The organism is Pseudomonas sp. NFACC16-2 (genome assembly GCF_900119205.1).
Lineage (GTDB): Bacteria > Pseudomonadota > Gammaproteobacteria > Pseudomonadales > Pseudomonadaceae > Aquipseudomonas > Aquipseudomonas fluorescens_Q.
This window is the reverse complement of the sequence record NZ_FPIX01000006.1, coordinates 102,482-127,584: the sequence shown is the minus strand read 5'-3', so window position 1 is coordinate 127,584 and position 25,103 is coordinate 102,482. Positions and strand designations below refer to the sequence as shown.

Annotated in this window: 22 protein-coding genes; 18 read left to right on the top strand and 4 right to left on the bottom strand. The window is 62.4% G+C overall.

Annotation, left to right across the window (positions count from 1 at the left end):
• Positions 1-16: 16 nt before the first annotated feature.
• Complete coding sequence (locus BT116_RS07885; protein ID WP_063320669.1) at positions 17-262, top strand: DUF1652 domain-containing protein; 246 nt, start codon at positions 17-19, stop codon at positions 260-262.
• Between the two features lie 185 nt (positions 263-447).
• On the opposite strand, the gene BT116_RS07880 is transcribed toward BT116_RS07885, so the two are convergent.
• Together BT116_RS07880 and BT116_RS07875 are read right to left on the bottom strand one after the other, a co-directional pair.
• Complete coding sequence (locus BT116_RS07880) at positions 448-1,833, bottom strand: sensor histidine kinase (protein WP_072341938.1); 1,386 nt, start codon at positions 1,831-1,833, stop codon at positions 448-450.
• On the bottom strand, positions 1,811-2,494 hold the full coding sequence (locus tag BT116_RS07875; RefSeq protein WP_039592999.1) for a response regulator transcription factor: 684 nt from the start codon (positions 2,492-2,494) through the stop codon (positions 1,811-1,813). The genes BT116_RS07880 and BT116_RS07875 overlap by 23 nt, the downstream gene beginning before the upstream one ends.
• A gap of 275 nt (positions 2,495-2,769) precedes the next feature.
• Here BT116_RS07875 and hcnA point away from each other — a divergent pair, with 275 nt between their 5' ends.
• The 3 genes from hcnA to hcnC are packed head-to-tail and all read left to right on the top strand — an operon-like array spanning position 2,770 to position 5,757.
• Positions 2,770-3,096, top strand: coding sequence for a cyanide-forming glycine dehydrogenase subunit HcnA (hcnA, locus tag BT116_RS07870; RefSeq protein ID WP_083569117.1), 327 nt, complete (start codon positions 2,770-2,772; stop codon positions 3,094-3,096).
• Positions 3,093-4,502, top strand: a complete 1,410-nt coding sequence (hcnB, locus tag BT116_RS07865) for a cyanide-forming glycine dehydrogenase subunit HcnB (RefSeq protein WP_072341936.1) — start codon at positions 3,093-3,095, stop codon at positions 4,500-4,502. Before hcnA ends, hcnB begins: the two co-directional genes overlap by 4 nt.
• Complete coding sequence (hcnC, locus tag BT116_RS07860; RefSeq protein WP_072341933.1) at positions 4,495-5,757, top strand: cyanide-forming glycine dehydrogenase subunit HcnC; 1,263 nt, start codon at positions 4,495-4,497, stop codon at positions 5,755-5,757. The genes hcnB and hcnC overlap by 8 nt, the downstream gene beginning before the upstream one ends.
• A 233-nt stretch (positions 5,758-5,990) precedes the next feature.
• Here the strand turns inward: hcnC and BT116_RS07855 are convergent, their stop codons facing one another.
• Together BT116_RS07855 and BT116_RS07850 are read right to left on the bottom strand one after the other, a co-directional pair.
• Complete coding sequence (locus tag BT116_RS07855) at positions 5,991-6,596, bottom strand: glutathione S-transferase (protein ID WP_072341929.1); 606 nt, start codon at positions 6,594-6,596, stop codon at positions 5,991-5,993.
• 30 nt (positions 6,597-6,626) lie between these two features.
• Complete coding sequence (locus tag BT116_RS07850) at positions 6,627-7,550, bottom strand: MurR/RpiR family transcriptional regulator (RefSeq protein WP_063320674.1); 924 nt, start codon at positions 7,548-7,550, stop codon at positions 6,627-6,629.
• 313 nt (positions 7,551-7,863) lie between these two features.
• Here BT116_RS07850 and iolC point away from each other — a divergent pair, with 313 nt between their 5' ends.
• From iolC to BT116_RS07785, 14 genes are all read left to right on the top strand, one after another.
• Positions 7,864-9,801: a bifunctional 5-dehydro-2-deoxygluconokinase/5-dehydro-2-deoxyphosphogluconate aldolase gene (gene iolC, locus BT116_RS07845; RefSeq protein ID WP_072341926.1), complete on the top strand. Its 1,938-nt coding sequence runs from the start codon at positions 7,864-7,866 to the stop codon at positions 9,799-9,801.
• Positions 9,802-10,012: 211 nt separating this feature from the next.
• Positions 10,013-10,906 (top strand): myo-inosose-2 dehydratase, encoded by an 894-nt coding sequence (iolE, locus tag BT116_RS07840; protein WP_072341923.1) that lies wholly within the window; start codon positions 10,013-10,015, stop codon positions 10,904-10,906.
• Positions 10,903-11,712 carry a 5-deoxy-glucuronate isomerase gene (gene iolB / locus BT116_RS07835; protein WP_072341921.1) on the top strand — a complete coding sequence of 270 codons (810 nt, stop codon included), beginning with the start codon at positions 10,903-10,905 and terminating at the stop codon, positions 11,710-11,712. The genes iolE and iolB overlap by 4 nt, the downstream gene beginning before the upstream one ends.
• Positions 11,713-11,742: 30 nt before the next feature.
• Positions 11,743-13,245, top strand: a complete 1,503-nt coding sequence (locus BT116_RS07830) for a CoA-acylating methylmalonate-semialdehyde dehydrogenase (RefSeq protein WP_072341917.1) — start codon at positions 11,743-11,745, stop codon at positions 13,243-13,245.
• Between the two features lie 35 nt (positions 13,246-13,280).
• Positions 13,281-14,102, top strand: a complete 822-nt coding sequence (locus BT116_RS07825) for a TIM barrel protein (RefSeq protein ID WP_072341914.1) — start codon at positions 13,281-13,283, stop codon at positions 14,100-14,102.
• Positions 14,103-14,250: 148 nt separating this feature from the next.
• The gene (iolD, locus tag BT116_RS07820; RefSeq protein WP_072341911.1) at positions 14,251-16,182 is read left to right on the top strand and encodes a 3D-(3,5/4)-trihydroxycyclohexane-1,2-dione acylhydrolase (decyclizing); all 1,932 of its coding nucleotides are present in this window, start codon (positions 14,251-14,253) and stop codon (positions 16,180-16,182) included.
• A gap of 31 nt (positions 16,183-16,213) precedes the next feature.
• The gene (locus BT116_RS07815; protein ID WP_072341908.1) at positions 16,214-17,224 is read left to right on the top strand and encodes a bifunctional inositol 2-dehydrogenase/D-chiro-inositol 1-dehydrogenase; all 1,011 of its coding nucleotides are present in this window, start codon (positions 16,214-16,216) and stop codon (positions 17,222-17,224) included.
• 39 nt (positions 17,225-17,263) lie between these two features.
• Complete coding sequence (locus tag BT116_RS07810; RefSeq protein ID WP_072341905.1) at positions 17,264-18,316, top strand: Gfo/Idh/MocA family protein; 1,053 nt, start codon at positions 17,264-17,266, stop codon at positions 18,314-18,316.
• Between the two features lie 142 nt (positions 18,317-18,458).
• The gene (locus tag BT116_RS31010) at positions 18,459-18,611 is read left to right on the top strand and encodes a hypothetical protein (RefSeq protein ID WP_170845916.1); all 153 of its coding nucleotides are present in this window, start codon (positions 18,459-18,461) and stop codon (positions 18,609-18,611) included.
• Positions 18,612-18,662: 51 nt separating this feature from the next.
• Positions 18,663-19,589 carry a sugar ABC transporter substrate-binding protein gene (locus tag BT116_RS07805; RefSeq protein WP_072341902.1) on the top strand — a complete coding sequence of 309 codons (927 nt, stop codon included), beginning with the start codon at positions 18,663-18,665 and terminating at the stop codon, positions 19,587-19,589.
• Between the two features lie 77 nt (positions 19,590-19,666).
• The gene (locus tag BT116_RS07800; protein WP_057451074.1) at positions 19,667-21,220 is read left to right on the top strand and encodes a sugar ABC transporter ATP-binding protein; all 1,554 of its coding nucleotides are present in this window, start codon (positions 19,667-19,669) and stop codon (positions 21,218-21,220) included.
• Between the two features lie 148 nt (positions 21,221-21,368).
• Positions 21,369-22,391, top strand: coding sequence for an ABC transporter permease (locus BT116_RS07795; protein WP_057451073.1), 1,023 nt, complete (start codon positions 21,369-21,371; stop codon positions 22,389-22,391).
• Positions 22,392-22,718: 327 nt separating this feature from the next.
• Positions 22,719-23,123, top strand: a complete 405-nt coding sequence (locus BT116_RS07790) for a TraR/DksA family transcriptional regulator (protein ID WP_003202859.1) — start codon at positions 22,719-22,721, stop codon at positions 23,121-23,123.
• A 182-nt stretch (positions 23,124-23,305) separates the two neighbouring features.
• A complete protein-coding gene (locus BT116_RS07785; protein WP_072341899.1) occupies positions 23,306-24,910 on the top strand; it encodes a methyl-accepting chemotaxis protein in 1,605 nt (534 codons plus the stop codon).
• The last annotated feature ends 193 nt before the right edge of the window (positions 24,911-25,103 follow it).

Genomic DNA, 25,103 nt, shown 5'->3' with positions numbered 1-25,103 from the left:
GGCTAAGGTGCATTTCATGACCCATCTGGCCCCCTTGCGCACTCGCCTGGAAGAAAGCTTTACGCCGCTGGCCTGCGAATGCAGCCTCAATGGTGACGGCACCCTCACTGTACGCCTGTATCACCGTGAAAGCGGCGAGGTGGACCTGGTGGTGAGCGGCATGAGTGTCGACAGCGTCCGTTCGGAAGAGAGCATCGCTAAGTTGATCGAAGAGCTGCGCTATGAGCTGGAAAATATCCCGCTGCATCGCGGTGACCCTTGAGGGACGGAATGGCCAGTGAGTGAGCCCGGTGTGGCGAGGGGATTTATCCCCGTTCGAGTGCGAAGCGCTCGCCATTGCAAACGAGGCACGGAATTAGGGCTGCTTCGCAGCCCAACGGGGATAAATCCCCTCGCCACAAGTGATGTGTTTCACAGGTCCCGATGTGTTTCCACAATCCCGACGAGCTAAAGCAGCGTCCCTCGGCAATCGAGCACCAACCGCGCGCCGCCGTGTTCGCTGCTGCCTACCTCCAGCGTGAACCCATGCAGATTGACGATCGCGGCGACGATCGACAGGCCCAGGCCGAATCCGCCGTGCTGGCTGCTGCCCTCGGCACGGTAGAAACGGCGAAACACGGCCTTGCGCTCCGCCTCGGGGATGCCCGGGCCTGAATCGAGCACTTCGATGCGGGTGCTGTCGCCCTGATCGACCCCACGCAAGATCACTGTGCCTCCCGGCGGGGTGAACTTGATGGAGTTGCTCAGCAGGTTCGAGACGGCCTCGAACAATAATGCCCGGTCGCCGTTGAGCAGGGGCAGCGCATCAGGCACCTCGAGGCTGAAGGTCAGCTCGCCTTCCTCGGCCAGCGGCAGGTAAAAGTCATGCAGCTCCTGCAATAACTGTAGCGGGTCGAGGCGCACGAAACCCGAGCGCCGCTGCTGGTCTTCCAGTTCAGAAATCCGCAACAACCCCCGAAACCGCGCCATCAGGGTGTCGGTCTCGGCGATCACCTGATCCATTTGCAAGGCCTCGGGCGAGCCGTCCGGCGCTTGCTGCTGGATGCGATAAAGTTGGGCACGCAGACGCGTCAAGGGGGTGCGCAGGTCATGGGCGATGTTATCGCACACGCCCTTGACCTCATTCATCAAGCGTTCGATGCGCTCGAGCATGGCATTGACGATCGCCGCCAGCATGTCCAATTCATCACGCCGGCTCGACAGCGGCAGGCGATGGGTCAGGTCGCCGGCAACGATGGCTTCGGCACTGGCCTGCAGTTTGCGAATCCGCTGCAACGGTCGCCGGCGCAGCAGATGCCAGCCGGCGATACCCGGCAAGATCGTCAGCGATACCCCCCAGAACAGCGCGTGCAAGATGATGCGGGTCACGGCGAACAACGAGCCATTGTCCCGCGCAAGTACCAGCCAGCGGCCGTCCTGGGTCCGGCTCGCCACCGCGTCACAACTGTCGGAAGGCACGCTGGGGTCGTCGGAATCGACGCAACCGCCGAGCATGTGGATCTTGCCGTCCAACGGCAGATCCGCCGGAATCCGCACGATCGGCCCGCTCAAATGGCGCAGTTGCGGATCGAACAGCCCGTAGGCGTCGACGCCGCGCTCGTCCAGCGTCAGGCTGGCCATGAGCGCATCTTCCAGTTGATCGCCATGGATCCGGGCGAACAGGTGCTGGCGCTGCATCAGGGAGTGCTTGGCCAGGCTGTCGAGGTAGCCAAACACTTCGTAATACATGACCCCCATCAGGATCGCGCTCCAGATCACGAACAGCGAACTGTACAGCGCCAGCAGACGGCTGCTGGAGGAGCGCCAGCCTTTAGCGGGGTTCAGCAATGACATAGCCGGAGCCCCGTACCGTGCGAATCAGCGGTTCCAGGCCCGGCGGATCGATTTTCTTGCGCAAGCGGCCAATGTGCACGTCGATCAGGTTGGTGCCTGGGTCGAAGTGATAGCCCCAGACTTCCTCGAAAATCATCATGCGCGAGAGGATCTGTCCGCTGTTGCGCATCAGGAATTCGAGCAGCTTGTATTCGGTGGGCAGCAGGCTGAGCAGTTGCCCGTTGCGGCTGGCTTCTCGGCTGATCAGGTTCAGCTCCAGGTCGGCTACCCGCAGTACGGTTTCCGGCTCGCGGGCGCCATTGTTGCGCCGCAGCAGCACTTCGACCCGGGCGGCCATTTCGTCGGTGGCGAACGGTTTGGTGAGGTAGTCGTCGCCGCCGGCCCGCAAGCCACGGACCCGCTCGTCCACGTCGGAGAGGGCGCTGATCATCAGGATCGGCGTGGCTACACCCATGGTACGCAGCGTGGTGACGATCACCAGGCCGTCGAGCTCGGGCAGCATGCGGTCGAGGGTGATCAGGTCGTAGTCGCCGCTCACCGCCCGTTCCAGGCCTTCGCGGCCGTTGTCGACCCAATCGACGTCCAGGCCGTTGCGGGTCAGCTCGGCGACGATTTCACGGGCGGTCACGGCGTCGTCTTCGATGGTCAGGATGCGGTTCATGGGCGGTACCGTGTGGGGAAGTTGGTGCTATTGCGCAGCATTCTGCCAAAGAATACCTGTCGGCTTTCTGAAAAAAAGTTCATGAGCCGACGAGCCGATTCGCTGGCCTGGATCAACACTTGGTCACAAATAATCCCTAACATAATTTTGTGCGCACTATCATGTTGCGTCTGTTGCCCTGCTTTGGTGCGCTGCCGCTGCCGGGTACTGATGCGAATCGGTGATGGTGTGCCGCAAGGAGCCGAGCCCCCATAGAATCTTCAAGGAAGAGCAGTATGATGCAACCTTCAGACCTTCTACGCCGAAAATTCGATATCCAGCCGCTGGCACAGGCCGACATGACGGTGCACCTGGACGGGCAGGCTGTCAGCGCCGCCCACGGTGAAACCGTCCTCACCGTCATCCAGGCTCTGGGGCAGCGTCAGGTGGCCCGCAACGACCACGACCAGATCAGCGGCGCCTATTGCGGCATGGGTGTATGCCAATGCTGCCTGGTCAAGATCGATGGCCGTCACAAGCGCCGCGCCTGCCAGACCCTGGTACGCCCCGGCATGCAGATCGAAACCCGGGTCAACCGCATCACCGAAACGGAGGCGCCATGAACCTCGATCCGGTGATTGTCGGCGGTGGGCCGGCGGGGATGGCCGCAGCCATCGAACTGGCTTCCCACGGCGTGCGCTGCACCTTGCTCGAAGAAGCGCCGCGCCTGGGGGGCGTGGTGTATCGCGGACCGTTGCGCGATGGCGTGCGCCTGGATTACCTCGGCCCGCGCTACAGCGAAGCCCTGGAGAAACTCCACGGTGAATTCCAGCAACACGCCGGCCTGATCGACGTGCGATTGAGCAGCCGTGTCATGGGTGCCGAAGGCTTCCGGGCGCTGGTGCTGCTGGATGCCGACGAGCGACTGGGCGAGGTCGCCTATTCCCACCTGGTGCTGGCGGCCGGTTGTCACGAACGCAGCGTGCCGTTTCCGGGCTGGACCCTGCCGGGCGTGATGATGCTCGGGGGCCTGCAATTGCAGATCAAGAGCGGTGTGGTCAAGCCGCCGAGCCCGGTGGTGATCGCTGGCACCGGTCCGTTGTTGCCACTGGTGGCTTGCCAGCTGCACGCATCGGGCGTGGCGGTGGCGGGTGTGTATGAGGCCTGTGCGTTCGGCCGGATCGCCAAGGAAAGCCTGGCGTTGCTGAACAAGCCGCAACTGTTCCTCGACGGCCTGAGCATGCTGGCCTACCTCAAGCTCAATCGCATTCCCGTGCGCTATGGCTGGGGCGTGGTGCAGGCTGACGGCGAGGGAGAGTTGAGCGTCGTTACCGTCGCGCCTTATTCCACGAGCTGGGAACCCGACCTCAAACGCGCCGAACAGGTGCCGGCCCAGACGCTGGCGGTCGGCTACGGGTTTATCCCGCGGACTCAATTGAGCCAGCAAATGGGCCTGGAGCACGGTTTCAGCGACGACGGCTATTTGCGGGCCGTGTCCGATGCCTGGCAACAGAGCAGCGAAGCGCACATTCACCTGGCGGGCGACATGGGCGGGATTCGCGGCGGTGAAGCGGCCATGCTGAGTGGGCGCATCGCGGCGCTGTCGATCCTGATGCAACGCAACGTGCTGGATCCGTCCACGGCCCTGGCGCGCCGCGAACGCTACCACGCGCAACTGGAGCGGATCATTCGCTTTCGCGCTGCCGTGGATCGCTACACTCGGCGTGGCGCCGGACAAACCGCGTTGCCGGCCGCCGATACGGTGATCTGCCGCTGCGAGCACACCACCCGCGCCGACATCGACCGGGCGCTGGCGCAAGGCGTGCAAGACATGGCCAGCCTGAAGATGCGCACCCGCGTGAGCATGGGCGATTGCCAGGGGCGGATGTGCGTCGGCTATTGCAGCGACCGCTTGCGCGAGGCTACCGGGCGTGCCGACGTGGGCTGGCTGCGACCGCGGTTCCCCATCGATCCGATTCCCTTTTCAGCGTTCCAGAACGTCGGCATGGAGGCCGTTTCCGATGATTAAGGATTATGACGTGGTCATCGCCGGTGGCGGTGTGATCGGCGCCTCCTGTGCCTATCAACTGTCCAAGCGCAAACACCTGAAAGTCGCCCTGATCGACGCCAAGCGCCCCGGCAACGCGACCCGCGCTTCGGCGGGCGGGTTGTGGGCCATTGGTGAGTCGGTGGGCCTGGGCTGCGGGGTGATCTTCTTTCGCATGATGTCGGCCAACCGCAAGCGCCAGACCCAGGGCGCCGCGGTGGCGGTGGACGCCAGCACGCCGCACATCCTGCCCCAGTCGTTCTTTGATTTCGCCTTGCAGTCCAACGCGATGTATCCGCAGTTGCACCGCGAGTTGATCGACAACCATGGCATGGATTTCAAGTTCGAGCAGACCGGGCTCAAGTTCGTGATCTACGACGACGAAGACCGTTTGTACGCCGAGCACATCGTTGCCTGCATTCCTCATCTGGCCGATCAGGTGCGCTGGCTTGACCAGGCTGCCCTGCGTGAGGCGGAGCCGAATGTCAGCCATGAAGCCTTGGGAGCGCTGGAGTTTCTCTGCGATCACCAGGTCAGTCCGTTCCGCCTGGCCGATGCCTACACTGAAGGCGCCCGGCAGAACGGTGTCGACCTGTTCTTCAACACCAGCGTGACCGAGGTGCTGCGCAGCGGCACGCGGGTGACAGGCGTGAAAACCGCCGAGGCGGGGACATTCAACTGCCGGACCCTGATCAACGCGGCCGGTGCCTGGGCGGCGGACCTGAGTGAGCAGGCCACTGGCGTGCGGATTCCGGTCAAACCGGTCAAGGGGCAGATCCTGTTGACCGAGCGCATGCCGAAAATCCTCAACGGCTGCCTGACCACCAGCGACTGCTACGTGGCGCAGAAAGACAACGGTGAGATCCTCATTGGCAGCACCACCGAAGACAAAGGCTTCGACGTGACCACAACCTATCCGGAGATCGAAGGGTTGGTGCAAGGCGCGGTGCGGTGTATCCCGCAATTGGTCGACATCAACCTGAAACGAACCTGGGCCGGCCTGCGCCCGGGGTCACCTGATGAATTGCCGATCCTGGGGCCGATGCGCGGGGTAGAGGGCTACCTCAACGCCTGCGGGCATTTCCGCACCGGCATCCTGACCTCGGCCATCACTGGGGTGCTGCTGGACAAGCTGGTGAACAACGAACCGCTGCCGCTGGACCTCACGCCGTTCCTGGCGGATCGCTTCGAAGTGGCACCGAGTGTCGTCGAGCCGAAGGACGTGGAGCTGGCCTGAAGGGGACCCATGAAGGAGCTGAGGTGAACACCTCTCCCACCGTTACCCGAAAATAACTGTGGGAACATGCACGAATCCGCCCATCGCCACCGTCCCCAGTGGCGAGGGAGCTTGCTCCCGCTGGGGCGCGAAGCGGCCCTGAGACCTGGCGACTCGGTGTGTCAGGCAAATGGTTGGGGCTGCTGCGCAGCCCAGCGGAAGCAAGCTCCCTCGCCACAAACCGCATTCATCCGTTATTCCATCGGCGTACTGACAAACGCCTCCAACCCTTCGGCATAGGCGGTGAACGCGCTGATTAACGGGAAAGCCTTGCCTTGCACCTGGTCCGGCACCACCAGGTTGGTGAAGCTCCAGGCCACTGCCACGGTGATGCCGGCCTGATCGAGTTTGCCATCAGTGCTCAACGGCTGTTTTTCCAGTTCCTGCTCCAGCATTCCATAAGCCGCCGCCAGTTGGCCTTCTACGCGTTCAACCCAAGGTGCGTGCTGGATCTCCCGCAGGTTGCGTTCGTAGTAGATCTGCACCGACTTCTCACAGGCCGCCAAGGCCAATCCAATCAGGCGCAGTGATCGCAGCCGCTGCCCAAGGTCGGCCGGCATCAAGCTTTTCCCCGAGGCAGCCAAGACCTCCAGGTAATCGATGATCAACGTGGAGTCCATTAGCACCGAGCCATCGTCCAGCACCAGGGTCGGGGCCTTGACCACCGGGTTGATGCGCTGGAACTGTTCGAAATGCCTGAACACCGAAACGGACTCGTGCTCCAGGGCAACTCCCAGGCACTTGGCGGAAATGGCGACGCGTCTTACATAGGGCGAATCCAGCATGCCGATCAGTTTCATGACTTCTCCTTGAGTAATTCTTTGCGGGCGTTAATCCTCGAACCCGACCTGTTCATGGATTTCATCGACCTTGAGTTCCAGTCGGTAAGCCACGGCGATGAACAATGCCTGGCACAGGCACAACGTGGCACTCAACGAACGGAAGGCGAACGAACTGCCTTCGTTGACCAGCAACACCGCGTTGGCCCGTTTGGCCAGGGGCGACAGGTTGCTGTCGGTGATGATCAGGGTCTTTGCCTGATGGTGCTGGGCAATGCGCAGGCAGTGCTGGGTTTCCTTGCCATAGGGCGTGAAGCTGATGGCGATGACCAGGTCGTTGGCGCGCACGCTGCGCATCTGCTCGCGGTAACTGCCCCCCAGGCCGGACACCAGGTGAATGCGTTTATTGGTGTGTTGCAGGTTGTAGACCAGGTAATCGGCCACCGCGAACGAGCGGCGTACACCCACCACATAGATATTGTCGGCGTTGACCACCAGGTCCACGGCCTTTTCGAACGCCTGGTCATCCAGCTCCAACCCCAGCCGCTCGATGCCCGACAGGGTCGCGTTGACGCACTCACGGGCCAGGTCGCCGCCGCTGGCTTTCTGCGACTTGTTGGCGATCATGCTGCGGATGCGCTGCTGGTAGTTCTGCACCGGGGTGGTCTTGTGGGTGTAGGCCTCGCGGAACAACGCCTGCATTTCGCTGAACCCGCTGAAGCCGAAGCGTTGTGAGAACCTGACGATGGCCGAGGGGTGCACTTCGCATTCCCGGGCGATGTCACTGATGCGGTCGACCATGATCCGGTCGCTCTGCTGGCTCATGTAACTGGCGATGCGTTTGAGCTGGCGCGGCAGGCTTTCGTATTCATCGGTGATCAGTTGCAGCAGGCGCTCGGCATTGATCGGTGGGCTCGGGAGGGCGGTTTCGGACGCGCTCTCGGACGGCGCCGGCAGATCATCGGGGCGGGTCATAGAAAATCCTTCTGGCTTGTTCTTATAGGGCGGCCCGAAAAAAGGCCGGCCCTCGACAATAGGTTGGCTGGTCGCAGTCTACAGCGTAGGCGCAGGGAAAATCATGGGCGGACAAATGTTGCAGCAACTGCTGAAACGATGCACTGCGTCTGGTCCGGTTCGGGCGTAGCGTATTGGAAAAAATATTCCACGTAAAAAATTTATAGAATAATTATTGATTATTGCCCGCCGCTCGTTTTAGTCTGCATCCACCAACAGCGCTGGCGTCGGTTTTGGCGACAAGCGCAGGCTGATAAAAATAACAGGAGCCAGCATGGGCCAGACTCGTTTTGCCAGTGGGCGTCAATTGGATGTGATCTGCCTGGGACGCCTGGGCGTCGACCTTTACGCGCAGCAAGTCGGCGCGCGCCTGGAAGATGTCGCAAGCTTCGCCAAGTACCTGGGCGGTTCGTCGGCCAACATCGCTTTCGGCACGGCACGCCTGGGGCTCCGGTCGGCGATGCTGAGCCGGGTAGGGGATGACCACATGGGCCGCTTCCTGGTGGAATCCCTGTCACGTGAAGGCTGCGACGTCAGTGGCATCAAGGTCGATCCCGAACGCCTGACGGCCATGGTCCTGCTGGGTATCAAGGACCGGGAAACCTTTCCCCTGGTGTTCTACCGGGAAAATTGCGCCGACATGGCGTTGCGCGCCGAAGACATCGATGAAACCTTCATTGCCTCCAGCAAGGCGCTGCTGATCACCGGCACCCATTTCTCTACCGATGGCGTCTACAAGGCCAGTACCCAGGCACTGGATTACGCTGAGAAGCACAACGTCAAATGCGTGTTGGACATCGATTATCGGCCGGTGCTCTGGGGCCTGGCGGGCAAGGCCGATGGCGAAACCCGTTTTGTGGCCGACCAGAAGGTCAGCCAGCATGTACAAGGTATCCTGCCGCGTTTCGATCTCATCGTTGGCACTGAAGAAGAATTCCTGATCGCCGGCGGCAGCGAAGACCTGCTGAGCGCCTTGCGCACCGTGCGCTCGCTGACGGCGGCGACCCTGGTGGTCAAGCTTGGCGCGCAAGGTTGCACGGTGATTCATGGCGCCATTCCGGCCCGCCTTGAAGACGGCGCCCTTTACCCTGGTGTCCGGGTCGAGGTCTTGAATGTACTGGGCGCCGGTGATGCATTCATGTCGGGGTTCCTCGCCGGTTGGCTGGAGGACGCCAGCGATGAGCGCTGCTGTCAGTTGGCCAATGCCTGCGGCGGCCTGGTGGTGTCGCGCCACGCCTGTGCCCCGGCGATGCCGACCCGGGCCGAGCTCGACTATTTGTTCAAGAGCCCGGTGCCGATTACCCGGCCGGACCAGGATGCGGTGCTGCAACGGCTGCATCAGGTCAGCGTGCCGCGCAAGACCTGGAAACAATTGTTCATCTTTGCCTTCGACCATCGCTGGCAACTGGTGGAGCTGGCCCAGAAGGGCGGTCGCGACCTGAACTGCATTGGTGACCTCAAGCAACTGTTCATCCAGGCGGTGGAGCGGGTTGAAGCCGACCTGCAGCGCCAAGGCATCGAGGCCGACGTCGGTCTGCTGGCCGACCAACGCTTCGGCCAGGACTCGCTGAACGCTGCCACCGGACGTGGCTGGTGGGTGGCGCGACCGGTGGAGGTACAGAATTCGCGGCCACTGGCGTTCGAGCATGGGCGCTCCATTGGCAGCAACCTGATCGCCTGGCCGCAGGAACAGATCATCAAGTGCCTGGTGCAATTTCACCCTGATGACGAGCCACTGCTGCGCCTGGAGCAGGAAGCGCAATTGATGGGCCTGTACAAGGCTTCCCAGGTCAGCGGCCATGAATTGCTGCTGGAAGTCATTCCGCCCAAGGATCATCCGTCACCCCATCCGGAGGTGCTCTATCGCGCCCTCAAGCGCCTCTACAACCTGGGTATTTTCCCGGCGTGGTGGAAGATCGAGGCCCAGAGCGCGCAGGAGTGGAAACAGCTCGATGAGCTGATCCAGCAACGCGACCCGTATTGCCGCGGCGTGGTCCTGCTGGGCCTCAACGCCCCGGCTGCCGCCTTGGCCGAAGGCTTTCGCCAGGCCAGCCAGAGCACCACCTGCCGCGGTTTCGCCGTGGGCCGCACGATCTTCCAGGAACCGAGCCGGGCCTGGCTGGCCGGGGAAATCGATGATGAAACGCTGATCCGGCAGGTGCAGGGCCGGTTTGTGGAATTGATCGAGGCCTGGCGCAGTGCCCGTGCGTGATGGATGTTGCGCCGGCTCTTGTGGCGAGGGGATTTATCCCCGCTGGGCTGCGAAGCAGCCCCAAACTCCAGTAACCCGGTGTATCAGGCAATTTACATTCAGCCGTTAAGGGGCTGCTACGCAGCCCAGCGGGGATAAATCCCCTCGCCACAGTGATGTATTCACAAATGGTTTTCGATATTCAGTTTGAGAACAATAAAAGGTGCAGCCCATGCCCGCTATTCGAATTGGCATCAACCCGATTTCCTGGAGCAACGATGACTTGCCGTCGTTGGGCGGCGAGACGCCGTTGAGCACGGCGCTGAGCGAGGGCAAGGCAATCGGCTACGAAGGTTTTGAACTCAACGGCAAATTCCCCAAGGACGCCAAGGGCGTCGGCGATGTGCTGCGTCCTTATGACCTGGCGCTGGTCTCCGGCTGGTATTCCAGCCGCCTGGCCCGACGTTCGGCGGCCGAGGAGATCGACGCCATCGCCAGCCACGTCGAGCTGCTGGCACAGAACGGCGCGACGGTGCTGGTGTACGGGGAAGTCGCCGACTCCATCCAGGGCCAGCGGATTGCGCTGATCGAGCGCCCGCGTTTCCATACGGATGAAGCCTGGCAAGCCTACGCCGACAAACTCACTGAACTTGCGCGCTTCACCTTGTCCCAAGGCGTGCGCCTGGCCTATCACCACCACATGGGCGCTTACGTCGAGTCGCCCGCGGACATTGACAAATTGATGGCCCTGACCGGCAGCGAAGTCGGCCTGCTGTTCGACTCGGGCCACTGCTACATGGGCGGTGGCGAACCGTTGCAGGTGCTGCGCAAACACATCGAGCGGGTCTGCCATGTGCACTTCAAGGACGTGCGCAAACCGGTGGTGCAACTGGCGCGCAATAACCTGTGGAGCTTCCCCGACTGCATCATCAACGGCACCTTCACTGTGCCGGGGGACGGCGACATCGACTTCGCCGCGTTGCTCGACGTGCTGCTGGCCGCCGATTACCAAGGCTGGCTGGTGGTGGAAGCCGAGCAGGACCCCGCCGTGGCGCCGAGTTATGCCTACGCCAAGAAAGGCTACGACACGCTGCGTGCCTTGCTGCAAGAAAGGAGTCCGTCATGAGCCTGTTGATCAAGAGCCATTCCAGCGGTCGAACCATGGTCCAGTTGCCGGCAGGTGAGCTGGAATATGTCGGATTCGCCGCCTATCGCTTGAGCCTGGGTGAAACCCTGCCGGTGGCCGCCGATGACAAGGAATTGTGCCTGGTGCTGCTCAGCGGGCGCATCAGCCTCAAGGGCGAAGCGCCGGGGCAGGGCGCCTTCGATTGGGACAACCTCGGGGATCGCCAGTCGGTGTTCGAGGACAAATCACCCTATGCCGCCTACCTGCCGCCCGGCAGCCAGGCCCAGGTCACCGCGCTGAGCGATGTACAGATTGCCGTGTGTGCCGCGCCGGGGTCTGCGCAGAACAGTTATGGCCCACGGTTGATCCGTCCGGACAGCATGAAGCGCAGTGTGCGCGGCAAGGGCGCCAATACCCGTTATGTCTGCGACATCCTGCCGGACAGCGAACCGGCCCATTCGCTGTTGGTGGTGGAAGTGCGCACACCGTCGGGGCATTCCTCGAGCTACCCGCCGCACAAGCACGACACCGACGACCTGCCGCGCCAGAGCTTCCTGGAGGAAACCTATTACCACCAGGTCAACCCGTCCCAGGGCTTCGTGTTCCAGCGGGTCTACACCGATGACCGCAGCATTGACCAGGCCATGGCCGTGGAGAACAGCGACCTGGTGGTGGTGCCCAAGGGTTACCACCCGGTCAGCGTGCCCTACGGGTACGAGTCGTATTACCTGAACGTCATGGCCGGCCCGAAGCGGGTCTGGCAGTTCCATAACGATCCGCAGCACAGCTGGCTGCTGGACCTCTGATTTCCAACATTCGTACGGAGAACAAGAACAATGAGTGACGCCCCGGTAGTAGGCCATTACCTCAACGGCCACGTGCAGGACCACGACAGCACGCGGTTCAGCAATGTCTTCAATCCGGCCACCGGTGCGGTGCAGGCTCGGGTGGCCCTGGCCGAGCCGGGCACCGTCGACGCGGCAGTGGCCTCGGCGCTGGCGGCGTTTCCGGCCTGGTCCGAGCAGTCGTCATTGCGTCGTTCGCGGGTGATGTTCAAGTTCAAGGAACTGCTGGACCGGCACCACGACGAGTTGGCGCGAATCATCAGCCGCGAACATGGCAAGGTGCTGTCTGACGCCCACGGCGAAGTCACCCGCGGCATCGAGATCGTCGAGTACGCCTGCGGTGCGCCAAACCTGCTCAAGACCGATTTCAGCGACAACATCGGCGGCGGCATCGATAACTGGAACCTGCGTCAGCCCCTGGGCGTTTGCGCCGGGGTCACGCCGTTCAACTTCCCAGTGATGGTGCCGTTGTGGATGATTCCCCTGGCGCTGGTCGCCGGCAACTGCTTCATCCTCAAGCCTTCGGAACGCGATCCGTCCGCCAGCCTGCTGATGGCCCGGTTACTGACCGAGGCCGGCTTGCCGGATGGTGTGTTCAACGTGGTCCAGGGCGACAAGGTGGCGGTGGATGCGCTGTTGCAGCACCCGGACATCGAGGCGATTTCCTTTGTCGGCTCCACGCCGATTGCCGAATACATCCATCAGCAGGGCACGGCGCGCGGCAAACGTGTGCAGGCCCTGGGCGGGGCCAAGAACCACATGATCGTCATGCCCGACGCCGACCTTGACCAGGCGGCGGATGCGTTGATCGGTGCCGCTTATGGCTCGGCCGGTGAGCGCTGCATGGCGATTTCCGTTGCCGTGGCAGTGGGTGACGTGGGCGATGAATTGATTGCCAAGCTGTTGCCCCGCATCGACCAACTGAAGATCGGTAACGGTCAGCAGCCTGGCACCGACATGGGGCCGCTGGTCACCGCCGAGCACAAGGCCAAGGTCGAAGGCTTCATCGACGCCGGCGTGGCCGAGGGCGCTCGGCTGATCGTCGATGGCCGTGGTTTCAAGGTGCCGGGGGCCGAGCAGGGATTCTTTGTCGGCGCGACGCTGTTCGACCAGGTGACCACCGAGATGAGCATCTACCAACAAGAAATTTTCGGCCCGGTGCTGGGGATCGTTCGCGTACCGGATTTCGCCACGGCGGTGGCGCTGATCAACGCCCATGAGTTCGGCAACGGCGTGTCCTGTTTCACCCGTGACGGCGGCATCGCCCGGGCGTTTGCCCGCAGCATCAAGGTCGGCATGGTGGGCATCAACGTGCCGATTCCGGTGCCCATGGCCTGGCACTCCTTTGGTGGCTGGAAACGCTCGCTGTTCGGCGATCACCATGCCTACGGTGAGGAAGGCCTGCGTTTCTACAGCCGCTACAAAAGCGTGATGCAACGCTGGCCCGACAGCATTGCCAAGGGTCCTGAGTTCAGCATGCCGACTGCTCAATAACTCATTTTTGAATGACTGCCGGAGGGAGAATAACAATGAACAAGCCCCTGCGTTTTGCCCTGAACCGAATGGTTGCGCCACGCCTGTCACTGCCCGCTTTCATCGACTTGGCCCTGGCGTTGAAAACCGATGCCATCGAGATCCGCAACGATCTGAAGGGCGTCGAGATCGAAGACGGCATGCCGCCGGCCCGCGTGCGCGAGTTGTGCGAGGCGCGCGGTATCAAGGTACTGTCGATCAACGCCCTGTACCCCTTTGATGTGTGGAACGAAGCGCGCCGCGCCCAGGCCGTGCGGTTGGCCGACTACGCCCGCGAATGCGGCGCCGAGGGCCTGGTGATGTGCCCGCTCAATGACCGCGCCGACCCACGCAGCGAGGCTGAACGGGCGGCTGGGCTGCGTACGGCCCTCAGCGAACTGGCGCCGATCCTGCGCGCCTTTGGCATCTACGGGTTCATCGAGCCCCTGGGTTTCGAAGAGTGTGCGCTGCGCCGCAAGCGCACGGCGGTGGAAGCAATCAAGAGCATTGGCGGGCTGGATGTATTCCGCCTGGTGCATGACACCTTTCACCATCATTTGGCCGGTGAACAGGAATTCTTCCCCGAGCTGACCGCTCTGGTGCACATCTCCGGCGTCGAGGATGCCCAGGCGCCGCTGGCGACGATCCGTGACGGCCACCGGGTGCTGGTGGGCGAGGCCGACATCCTGGGCAATGCCGTGCAGATCGAGGCACTGCGGGCCGGTGGCTACGAGGGCTACCTGTCCTTCGAGCCGTTCGCCGAGAGCGTCCATGAACTGGCCGACATCCGCCAGGCGTTGGGGGCGAGCATGAATCACCTGCAAAGCTGCCAGGCCTGATCCGATTCCCTGAACGATGGAACCCCTGTGGGAGCGAGCTTGCTCGCGATGACGGCGGCACACTCAACATCTGAGCTGCCTGAAACACCGCTATCGCGAGCAAGCTCGCTCCCACACTTGACCGAGTTGCGTTTGAAAAGGTGCAAGCATGACCACAACACGACTGACCATGGCCCAGGCCCTGGTGAAATTCCTCGATAACCAGTACATCGAAGTCGATGGCGTCCAGAGCAAGTTCGTCGCCGGGGTCTTTACCATTTTCGGCCACGGCAACGTGCTGGGCCTGGGTCAGGCGCTGGAACAGGACAGCGGCGACCTCGTGGTCCACCAGGGCCGCAACGAACAGGGCATGGCCCACGCGGCCATCGGTTTTGCCAAGCAGCACCTGCGCCGCAAGATCTACGCCTGCAGCTCGTCGGTGGGCCCTGGGGCGGCGAACATGCTGACGGCGGCGGCCACCGCGACGGCCAACCGGATCCCGCTGCTGTTGTTGCCCGGCGATGTCTACGCCAGTCGCCAGCCGGACCCGGTGTTGCAGCAGATCGAGCAGTTCCATGACCTGAGCATCAGCACCAACGATGCCTTCAAGGCCGTGAGCAAATACTGGGATCGCATCAACCGCCCCGAGCAACTGATGACCGCCGCGATCCATGCCATGCGCGTGCTGACCGATCCGGCCGAAACCGGCGCGGTGACCCTGGCCTTGCCCCAGGACGTACAGGCCGAAGCCTACGATTACCCGGATTATTTCCTGCAAAAACGCGTGCACCGCATCGACCGTCGCCCGGCCACCGAGGCAATGCTAGGCGACGCCCTGGCGCTGCTCAAAGGCAAGCGCCGACCGTTGGTCATCTGTGGCGGCGGCGTGCGGTATTCCGGGGCCAATGCGGCGTTGCAGGCTTTTGCCGAGCGCTTCGACATTCCGTTCGCCGAGACCCAGGCGGGTAAGAGTGCGGTGGTGTCCAGCCATCCGCTGAACGTCGGCGGCGTCGGTGAAACCGGTTGCCTGGCGGCGAACCTGCTGGCCAAGAAAGCCGACCTGATCATCGGCATCGGCACGCGCTACAGCGATTTCACCACCGGCTCCAAATGGTTGTTCCAGCACCCGGACGTGCAGTTCCTCAATCTCAACATCAGCCCCTGCGACGCCTTGAAGCTCGACGGCGTGCAACTGCTGGCCGACGCCCGCTCGGGCCTGGAGTCGCTGTCCGCCGCGCTGGGCGACTATCGCGCTGAATGGGGCGGGCAGATCGCCGACGCCAAGGTCCAGTTGGGCGCCGAGGTCGATCGGATCTACCAGGCCGATTATCAAACCGAGGATTTCCTCCCGGAAATCGACGACCACATGGACCCGGCGGTGTTTCGCGAATTCATCGAACTCACCGGTTCCTGCCTGACCCAGAGCCGCGTGCTGGGCACCCTCAACGAAACCCTGGCCGACGATGCGATTATCGTCGCCGCCGCCGGCAGCTTGCCCGGTGACTTGCAGCGCGCCTGGCGTAGCAAGGGCGTGAACACCTATCACGTCGAGTACGGTTATTCGTGCATGGGCTACGAGGTGAATGCGGCGCTGGGGGTGAAACTCGCCGAGCCCGACAAAGAGGTCTACGCCCTGGTGGGCGATGGTTCCTACATGATGCTGCACTCGGAACTGGCGACCTCGATCCAGGAGCGCCGCAAGATCAACGTGGTGCTGCTGGACAACATGGCCTTCGGCTGCATCAACAATTTGCAGATGGGAAATGGCATGGACAGCTTCGGCACCGAGTTCCGTTTCCGCAACCCGGACACCGGCAAGCTCGACGGCGCCTTCGTGCCGGTGGACTTCGCCATGAGTGCCGCGGCGTATGGCTGCAAGACCTACAGGGTCAAGACCCTCGACGAACTGCACGCGGCCCTCGCCGATGCGCGCCTGCAGACGGTCTCCACCCTGATCGACATTAAGGTCCTGCCCAAGACCATGATTCACAGCTACCTGTCATGGTGGCGGGTCGGCGTGGCGCAGGTGTCCACCAGCGCCCGCACCGATGCGGTCGCCAAGACCCTCAACGAACGGCTGGCCAAGGCCCGTCAATACTGATTGCCCCAACCATACGAAAGGAGTTCTCTACATGTCTTTGAAGCTGGGCGTCATCGGCACCGGGGCCATCGGCCAGGACCATATCCGTCGTTGCAGCCAGACCTTGCTCAACAGCCAGGTGGTGGCGGTGACCGACATCAACCTGCAACAAGCGGCCAAGGTCGTTGCCGATCTCAAGCTGACCGCCGAGGTCTACCCCGACGGTCACGCGTTGATCAAGGCGCCGGACGTGGAGGCGATCCTCGTCACCTCCTGGGGCCCGAGCCACGAAGAGTTCGTGCTGGCGGCGATTGCGGCGGGCAAACCGGTGTTCTGTGAAAAGCCCCTGGCCGTCACGGCCGAAGGCTGCCACAAGATCGTCGAGGCTGAAATCGCCCACGGCAAGCGCCTGGTGCAGGTCGGTTTCATGCGCCCTTACGATGAAGGTTATCGCGCGCTCAAGGCGGTGATCGACAGCGGCCAGATCGGCGAACCGCTGATGCTGCATTGCGCCCACCGCAACCCGAGCGTGGGCGAAAACTACAAGACCGACATGGCGATCACCGACACCTTGATCCATGAGCTGGATGTGTTGCGCTGGCTGCTGGCCGATGACTACGTGTCGGTGCAGGTGGTGTTTCCGCGCAAGTCCAGCAAGGCCCTGGCCCATTTGCGCGACCCGCAGATCGTCCTGCTGGAAACCGTCCGGGGCACGCGCATCGACGTCGAAGTGTTCGTCAACTGCCAGTACGGCTACGACATCCAGTGCGAAGTGGTGGGGGAGACCGGCATCGCCAAGCTCCCGGAACCGTCCCAGGTGCAACTGCGCAGTGGCGCCAAGCTGTCGAATGCGATCCTGATGGATTGGAAGGACCGTTTCATCGCCGCCTACGATGTCGAATTGCAGGCCTTCATCGACGGCGTGCGCGCCGGGCAGGTGGGCGGGCCGTCGGCCTGGGACGGCTTCGCCGCAGCGGTGGCGGCGGATGCCTGTATCCAGGCGCAGCAGAGCGGGCAGATCATCAAGGTCGACCTGCCCGAGCGCCCGCGTTTCTACGGCTAACCCACAGGGTGCATTCCAACCGTGACCTAAGGAGCTTTCATGCGAATCGGACTAGTGGGCTACGGCAAGGGTGGGCGGTTCTTTCACGCGCCGCTGATCAGCAGTCTGCCGGGGGCTACGTTCGTCGGTGTGGTGACCCGGTCCGCCGAGCGCCGCCAGCAATTGGCCAGCGATCACCCGCAGGCCCAGGCCTTCGACACGCTCGAACAATTGGTGGCGGTCGGCGTCGATGCGGTGGTGGTGTCCACGCCGTTGGACGGTCGCCCGGCGATTGTGATGCAAGCCATCGAACTCGGCGTGGCGGTGGTCAGCGACAAACCGTTCGCCCCTGACGCCGCGCAAGCCGAGGCGATGGTGTTGGCCGCCGAGCGTCGCAACGTGCCTTTGAGCGTGTACCAGAACCGTCGCTGGGATTCGGATTTCCTGACCTTGCGCAAACTGCTGGCGTCCGGCGCCCTGGGCCAGGTCATTCGTTTTGAATCCAGTGTCGAGCGCTATTCACCGACGTCGGTGGGGAAGGGCAGCGGCGGCGGATTCCTGCGCGATTTGGGCAGCCACCTGGTGGACCAGGCACTGCAACTGTTCGGGCCGGTGGCCAGGGTCTACACCGAGTTGGACTATCGCCAGCCAGGCCAGGTGTTCGACAACGGCTTCTTCATGTCCTTGACCCATGCCAGCGGCGTGATTTCCCACTTGAGCGGCAATTGTGTGCAAAACGCAGCGCGCCCGCGTTTTCGAGTCAATGGCACCCAGGGCTGCTATACCGTCGAAGGCCTGGACGGGCAGGAAGCCCAGGCATTGGCGGGCTTGAGCCCGGCGACCGAGGGCGAACGCTGGGGCGCTGAAGAGCATCGGCGTTGGGGCTGGTTCGAACACGGCACCGAGCGCGAGCGGGTGACCTCGGAGCGTGGCTGCTGGCTGGCGTTCTACCAACACTTGCAAACCGCGTTGCAGGGCGCTGGTCCGCTGCCGGTGGAGGCCCGTGATGCACTGGCGACCACGCGCATCCTTGATGCTGCCAGGCAGAGCGCCGAGCTGGGCGAAGTGGTGCGGTTGCTCACGCCCGTCGGTCATGGAATAAAAAACGAATAAAATTCTAAAATCAGTTGATATGGAAAATATTTTCCAATAAAGTCGATTCCAGGTTACCGACAATCCTGTCCGCCTCCCGCCAAGCCAGCCTTGAACGGATGAAGGACGAAACAAAAACAAGAAACACAGCTAGGTACCGTCGATGAAAACCTTCAGCCGTTCTGCGTTTCACCTGTCACCTCTGCTGCGCCTGTCCGCAATCCTTCCCCTGTTCGAATCCCTGTGCATCCAGCGCAAGGGCGCCGTTGTGTGTTGCATGCCCGGCGCGCCCATCGTGCGCTTGCCGCGTTCCTGATCCGCTACGCCTTATCCATAAAACCAACAAAAAAGTGGAGAAAGACCGTTCATGAAGACCAAGACCCGTATCGCCTCGCTGGCCCTGTCGTTGATGCTCACCAGCGGCGCAGCCCTGGCGGACTTGAAGATCGGTGTCAGCATGTCCCAGTTCGATGACACCTGGCTGACTTACCTGCGCGAATCCATGGACAAGAAAGCCAAGTCCCTGCCCGACGGCGTCACCCTGCAGTTCGAAGACGCCCGCAGTGACGTGGTCAAGCAGTTGAGCCAGGTGGAAAGCTTCATCAGCCAGAAGGTCGACGCAATCATCGTCAACCCGGTGGACACCGCCGCGACCCAACGCATCACCAAGGCCGCCGTGGCCGCCGGTATCCCGCTGGTCTACGTCAATCGCCGTCCCGACGACCTGAAACTGCCGGCAGGCGTGGTCACCGTTGCCTCCGATGACCTGGAGGCCGGTCGCATGCAGATGCAATACCTGGCCGAAAAAATGGGCGGCAAGGGCGACATCGTGATCCTGTTGGGCGACCTGGCCAACAACTCCACCACCAACCGCACCAAGGGCGTCAAGGACGTGCTGGCCAAGTACCCCAACATCAAGATTGAGCAGGAGCAGACCGGTACCTGGTTGCGGGACAAGGGCATGACCCTGGTCAACGACTGGCTGACCCAGGGGCGCGAGTTCCAGGCGGTGGTGGCCAACAACGACGAGATGGCTATCGGCGCCGCCATGGCCCTCAAGCAAGCGGGCACCAAGAAGGGCAGCGTATTGATTGCCGGGGTCGATGGCACACCGGACGGCTTGAACGCAATCAAGAAGGGCGACATGGCCGTCTCGGTGTTCCAGGACGCCAAGGGCCAGGCCGATGGATCGATCGAGACAGCCGTGAAAATGGTCAAGAAACAACCGGTCGAACAGTCCGTCTGGGTGCCGTACCGCCTGATCACGCCGGAAAACGTCGGTCAGTTCAAGTGATGCTTGACGCACCGGTCCCACCACAACAATAAACAGGCAAGGTTGCCACGCTGACCTTGCCGAGGGAGTACCTGATCATGTTCGCTTCAGCGACTGCTTCGAGCGCCCCGGCGATGACTTTCCGGCCGGACGTAATACCTGATGAACCGTATCTGCTGGAAGTCGTCAATGTCAGCAAAGGCTTTCCCGGCGTGGTGGCCCTGTCCGATGTACAGCTGCGGGTACGCCCCGGTTCCGTTCTGGCCCTGATGGGCGAGAATGGCGCGGGCAAATCCACCTTGATGAAAATCATCGCCGGTATCTACCAGCCGGACGCCGGCGAACTGCGTCTGCGCGGTAAACCGGTGACGTTCGACACGCCGCTGGCGGCGTTGCAGGCCGGCATCGCGATGATCCATCAGGAACTGAACCTGATGCCCCACATGAGCATCGCCGAAAACATCTGGATCGGTCGCGAGCAGCTCAATGGCCTGCACATGGTCGACCATGGCGAGATGCATCGCTGCACCGCCCGCCTGCTGGAGCGCCTGCGCATCAAGCTCGACCCTGAGGAGCAGGTGGGCAACCTGAGCATCGCCGAGCGGCAGATGGTGGAGATTGCCAAGGCCGTCTCCTATGACTCCGACATCCTGATCATGGACGAGCCGACCTCGGCCATTACCGAGACCGAAGTCGCCCACCTGTTCTCGATCATTGCCGACCTCAAGTCCCAGGGTAAGGGCATCATCTACATCACCCACAAAATGAACGAGGTGTTTGCCATCGCCGATGAAGTGGCGGTGTTTCGCGACGGTGCCTACATCGGCCTGCAACGGGCCGACAGCATGGACGGCGACAGCCTGATTTCGATGATGGTCGGGCGCGAACTGAGCCAGTTGTTCCCGGTGCGGGAGCAACCCATCGGCGATTTGGTGCTGTCGGTGCGCGACCTGAGCCTGGACGGCATTTTCAAAGGCGTGTCCTTCGACCTGCATGCCGGGGAGATCCTGGGCATCGCCGGGTTGATGGGCTCGGGCCGGACCAACGTGGCCGAGGCGATTTTCGGCGTGACCCCGAGCACGGGCGGTGAAATCCTCCTGGACGGCCAACCGGTGCGCATCAGCGACCCGCACATGGCCATCGAGAAAGGCTTCGCGCTGTTGACCGAGGACCGCAAACTCAGTGGCCTGTTCCCGTGCCTGTCGGTGCTGGAAAACATGGAGATGGCCGTGCTGCCCCATTACGTGGGCAATGGTTTCATCCAGCAAAAAGCCCTGCGTGCCTTGTGTGAGGACATGTGCAAGAAGCTGCGGGTCAAGACCCCATCGCTGGAGCAATGCATCGACACCTTGTCTGGCGGCAACCAGCAGAAAGCGCTGCTGGCCCGCTGGCTGATGACCAACCCGCGCATCCTGATCCTCGACGAGCCGACCCGTGGTATCGATGTCGGTGCCAAAGCCGAGATCTATCGACTGATCTCCTACCTCGCCAGCGAAGGCATGGCAGTGATCATGATTTCCTCGGAGCTGCCGGAAGTACTGGGCATGAGCGACCGGGTCATGGTGATGCACGAAGGCGACCTGATGGGCACCCTGGACCGCAGCGAAGCGACCCAGGAACGAGTCATGCAGTTGGCTTCAGGCCTGTCCTGATGCCAGCCCGTTCAACTTAATAACGTCGAGCAACATGTGGCGAGGGGATTTATCCCCGCTGGGCCGCGAAGCGGCCCCTGTCCCAGGGGCGCCACACCTCCCGGCAGGGAACAACCCCCTCGCCAAAGAACAAAAAAGGTGAATGGCTATGAACGCAATACTGGAAAACAAACCCGCGGCCGCACCGGCCAGGGCGCGCCGGCGCCTGCCGACGGAACTGAGTATCTTCCTGGTGCTGATCGGCATCGGCCTGGTGTTCGAAATGTTCGGCTGGATCATGCGCGACCAGAGTTTCCTGATGAACTCCCAGCGTCTGGTGCTGATGATCCTGCAAGTGTCGATCATCGGCCTGTTGGCTATCGGTGTGACCCAGGTGATCATCACCACCGGTATCGACCTGTCGTCCGGCTCGGTGCTGGCGCTGTCGGCGATGATCGCCGCCAGCCTGGCCCAGACCTCGGACTTCGCCCGGGCGGTGTTTCCCTCCTTGACCGACTTGCCGGTGTGGATACCGGTGGTGGCGGGGCTCGGCGTGGGGCTGCTGGCCGGGGCGATCAACGGCAGCATCATCGCCATTACCGGTATTCCGCCGTTCATTGCCACCCTCGGCATGATGGTCTCGGCCCGTGGCCTGGCGCGCTACTACACCGAAGGCCAGCCGGTGAGCATGTTGTCCGATTCCTATACCGCCATCGGGCATGGTGCGATGCCGGTGATCATCTTCCTGGTGGTGGCGGTGATCTTCCATATCGCCCTGCGCTACACCAAGTACGGCAAATACACCTACGCCATTGGCGGCAACATGCAGGCGGCGCGGACCTCGGGCATCAACGTCAAGCGTCACCTGGTGATCGTCTACAGCATTGCCGGCTTGTTGGCCGGGTTGGCCGGCGTGGTGGCCTCGGCGCGGGCGGCGACCGGGCAGGCGGGCATGGGCATGTCCTATGAACTGGACGCGATCGCCGCGGCCGTGATCGGCGGCACCAGCCTGGCGGGCGGGGTGGGGCGCATCACCGGCACCGTGATCGGGGCGTTGATCCTTGGGGTGATGGCCAGTGGTTTCACCTTCGTCGGTGTCGATGCCTACATCCAGGACATCATCAAGGGACTGATCATCGTGGTGGCGGTGGTCATCGACCAGTACCGCAACAAGCGTAAACTCAAGCGCTGATACCCGGGACGTTGCGACAAAGCGCCACGCCTGACCCGCGTGGCGTTGCCATTTGTCTTCTTAATACAGCTATTGCACCGAATTTCTTGTTATAAACGCACTCCGATGACTGCCAAAAGCCTGTCAGAGAACATTTGAAGGGGTTGTCGGACATTTTCCCTATGTTTTCAGTTGCTGAGGCCTCGACTCGGCCTTAGACTGCCGCCCCTCGTAAATTGAGTGCCGGGTGGCGCTTGGAATAGACGGCGCCTTCCTGATGAGCGTGGCAGCTGCGCTGCGGGACGCTCCATAATTCGCCTTAATGCACGTTTTTTTATAGAGATATCAATGACAAAGGAAAAGTTGCTGGCCATGCCGGCGGATGACTACATGAATGCCGAGCAGCTGGCTTTCTTCACCAAGCTGTTGCAGAACATGAAAGTCGAAACCCACGAGCGCATCGAACAGAACCGAATCGCCATTGAGAGCCTGGACACCCCGGCTGACCCGGCGGACGCTGCTTCCGTAGAAGAAGAGCGTACCTGGCTGGTCAACGCCATCGATCGCGACCAGCGCATGCTGCCTCAGTTGGAGCAGGCCCTGGACCGTATCAACGACGACAGCTTCGGCTGGTGCGACGACAGCGGCGAGCCGATCGGCCTCAAGCGCCTGCTGATCAGCCCGACCACCAAGTACTGCATCGAAGCCCAGGAACGTCACGAACAGATCGACAAGCACCAGCGTCAGGCCTGATTCGCGTTTTCCAAAAAAAAAGATCGCGACCTTTTGACGAAGGCCGCGATCTTTTGCTTTCGCCCCTGCTCGTACGTCTACTCCCGTTGATCTGCTGCAAGAACGCGACTAATGGACCATGGATAATGGCTCTGTAGTGGCGTTTAATGCATTCATAACAACGAGAAGCGTGGGTGACGAACATGGCGACAGACGGATCTCTGGCGGGTGCGGAGCCGGCCTCGGTACCTGGGACGAACAGCACGGCGCGCTGGCTGACGCCGACCTTGCAGAGTCTCTCCCTGGCACTGCTGCTGTGCGGCATGGCCCTGGGCGGCTGGTCGCTGTACCTGGGCCTGCCACTGGTCATGCTCATCGTCTGGTTGCCGCGCCTGCGTTCGCGCGTGGCCGCGGCGCCCGCACCCGCGACCGACACACTGGCCGAGCTGACCCGCGACCTGTCCTACACCACCAGCCATAACGCGCTGTCGGCGGCCGGTGTCGCCTATTCGGTCAAGCAATTGGCTGGCAAGGTCCAGTCGCAACTCGATGCGGCGGCGCAAATCGTCAGCAATGCCGAATCGATGATCGCCACCGAGCAAGCCACTTCGCTACTCAGCCAGCAAGCCCTGGGCGCCGCCAGCGAGGCCCATCGCAGCAGTGTGGCCGGGCGCAGCGAGCTGGTGGAATCCATCAGCCGCATGCACCAGCTCAGCCAGCGCGCAAACGACAGCCGCGAGTTGATCGAGGCCTTGAGCGTGCGCAGCGATGAAATCCAGCGGGTCAGCCTGGTGATTCAGTCGATCGCCAGCCAGACCAACCTGCTGGCACTGAACGCGGCCATCGAGGCCGCGCGGGCCGGTGAACATGGCCGTGGGTTCGCGGTGGTGGCCGATGAGGTCCGTGGCCTGGCCGGGCGCACGGCGGCGGCGACCGGCGAGGTCGGGGTGATGGTGGCCGACATCCAGCAGCGCACCGCCCAGGTGGTGGAGCAGATCCGTCAACTGGCCGCTGACCTGGACATTGGCGTGCAGCAGGTCGAGCACACCGGCCAACACCTGGAAAACATCGCCCGGCTCGCCGCTGGCGTCGAAACCCAGGTCAGCGCCATCGCCGAAGGCACCGACACCAATCGCGAACAACTCGACAGCCTGTTCCACGCCATCGAGCAGATGCGCGGCGACCTGTCCGTCAGCGACCAGCAGACCCAGCGCCTGGCCGAAGCGGCGGTGCAAATGGAAGGCCAGGCCGAAACCATCAGCGAACGCCTGGCCCAAGTGGGCCTCGACGATTATCACCAACGGGTCTATGACCTGGCACGGGAAGGGGCGAGCCAGATCGCCGCGCAGTTCGAAGCGGACATCGACCAGGGCCGTGTCAGCCTGGAGGATCTGTTCGACCGTAATTACCAGCCCATCCCCAACACCCAGCCCGCCAAATACCAGACCCGTTTCGACCGCTATACCGATCAGGTGCTGCCGGCGATCCAGGAACCCTTGCTGGCCCGGCACGAGGGCCTGGTGTTCGCGATTGCCTGCACTCAGCAGGGCTACGTGCCCACCCATAACAAGGTCTTCAGCCAGCCGTTGACCGGCGATCCACAGGTGGACACGCTCAATAACCGGACCAAGCGCAAGTTCTCCGACCGCACCGGGATTCGCTGCGGCAGCCATCAACAGCCGGTGTTGCTGCAGACCTACACCCGCGACACCGGAGAACTGATGCACGATCTCTCCGTGCCGATCATGCTCAAGGGGCGTCATTGGGGTGGTTTGCGGCTGGGCTACAAACCCGAGAAGCCGCGCTAGGCCGGAACGGCATCGATGTGGCAGGACACCTTTGTGGCGAGGGGATTTATCCCCGTTGGGTTGCGTAGCAGCCCTAAAAAGGCTGGACACAGCTAGCCTGACACACCGGGCCAACAGCGCTCGAGGGCGACTGCTGCGCAGCCGAGCGGGGATAAATCCCCTCGCCACATTCATCCGTTGGTAGGCCACAAGA

Excerpts from the sequence above, each read along its gene's own strand:
- BT116_RS07885 (WP_063320669.1), top strand. The coding sequence starts at position 17 with ATGACCCATCTGGCCCCCTTGCGCACTCGCCTGGAAGAAAGCTTTACG.
- BT116_RS07880 (WP_072341938.1), bottom strand. The coding sequence starts at position 1,833 with ATGTCATTGCTGAACCCCGCTAAAGGCTGGCGCTCCTCCAGCAGCCGT.
- BT116_RS07875 (WP_039592999.1), bottom strand. The coding sequence starts at position 2,494 with ATGAACCGCATCCTGACCATCGAAGACGACGCCGTGACCGCCCGTGAA.
- hcnA (WP_083569117.1), top strand. The coding sequence starts at position 2,770 with ATGATGCAACCTTCAGACCTTCTACGCCGAAAATTCGATATCCAGCCG.
- hcnB (WP_072341936.1), top strand. The coding sequence starts at position 3,093 with ATGAACCTCGATCCGGTGATTGTCGGCGGTGGGCCGGCGGGGATGGCC.
- hcnC (WP_072341933.1), top strand. The coding sequence starts at position 4,495 with ATGATTAAGGATTATGACGTGGTCATCGCCGGTGGCGGTGTGATCGGC.
- BT116_RS07855 (WP_072341929.1), bottom strand. The coding sequence starts at position 6,596 with ATGAAACTGATCGGCATGCTGGATTCGCCCTATGTAAGACGCGTCGCC.
- BT116_RS07850 (WP_063320674.1), bottom strand. The coding sequence starts at position 7,550 with ATGACCCGCCCCGATGATCTGCCGGCGCCGTCCGAGAGCGCGTCCGAA.
- iolC (WP_072341926.1), top strand. The coding sequence starts at position 7,864 with ATGGGCCAGACTCGTTTTGCCAGTGGGCGTCAATTGGATGTGATCTGC.
- iolE (WP_072341923.1), top strand. The coding sequence starts at position 10,013 with ATGCCCGCTATTCGAATTGGCATCAACCCGATTTCCTGGAGCAACGAT.
- iolB (WP_072341921.1), top strand. The coding sequence starts at position 10,903 with ATGAGCCTGTTGATCAAGAGCCATTCCAGCGGTCGAACCATGGTCCAG.
- BT116_RS07830 (WP_072341917.1), top strand. The coding sequence starts at position 11,743 with ATGAGTGACGCCCCGGTAGTAGGCCATTACCTCAACGGCCACGTGCAG.
- BT116_RS07825 (WP_072341914.1), top strand. The coding sequence starts at position 13,281 with ATGAACAAGCCCCTGCGTTTTGCCCTGAACCGAATGGTTGCGCCACGC.
- iolD (WP_072341911.1), top strand. The coding sequence starts at position 14,251 with ATGACCACAACACGACTGACCATGGCCCAGGCCCTGGTGAAATTCCTC.
- BT116_RS07815 (WP_072341908.1), top strand. The coding sequence starts at position 16,214 with ATGTCTTTGAAGCTGGGCGTCATCGGCACCGGGGCCATCGGCCAGGAC.
- BT116_RS07810 (WP_072341905.1), top strand. The coding sequence starts at position 17,264 with ATGCGAATCGGACTAGTGGGCTACGGCAAGGGTGGGCGGTTCTTTCAC.
- BT116_RS31010 (WP_170845916.1), top strand. The coding sequence starts at position 18,459 with ATGAAAACCTTCAGCCGTTCTGCGTTTCACCTGTCACCTCTGCTGCGC.
- BT116_RS07805 (WP_072341902.1), top strand. The coding sequence starts at position 18,663 with ATGAAGACCAAGACCCGTATCGCCTCGCTGGCCCTGTCGTTGATGCTC.
- BT116_RS07800 (WP_057451074.1), top strand. The coding sequence starts at position 19,667 with ATGTTCGCTTCAGCGACTGCTTCGAGCGCCCCGGCGATGACTTTCCGG.
- BT116_RS07795 (WP_057451073.1), top strand. The coding sequence starts at position 21,369 with ATGAACGCAATACTGGAAAACAAACCCGCGGCCGCACCGGCCAGGGCG.
- BT116_RS07790 (WP_003202859.1), top strand. The coding sequence starts at position 22,719 with ATGACAAAGGAAAAGTTGCTGGCCATGCCGGCGGATGACTACATGAAT.
- BT116_RS07785 (WP_072341899.1), top strand. The coding sequence starts at position 23,306 with ATGGCGACAGACGGATCTCTGGCGGGTGCGGAGCCGGCCTCGGTACCT.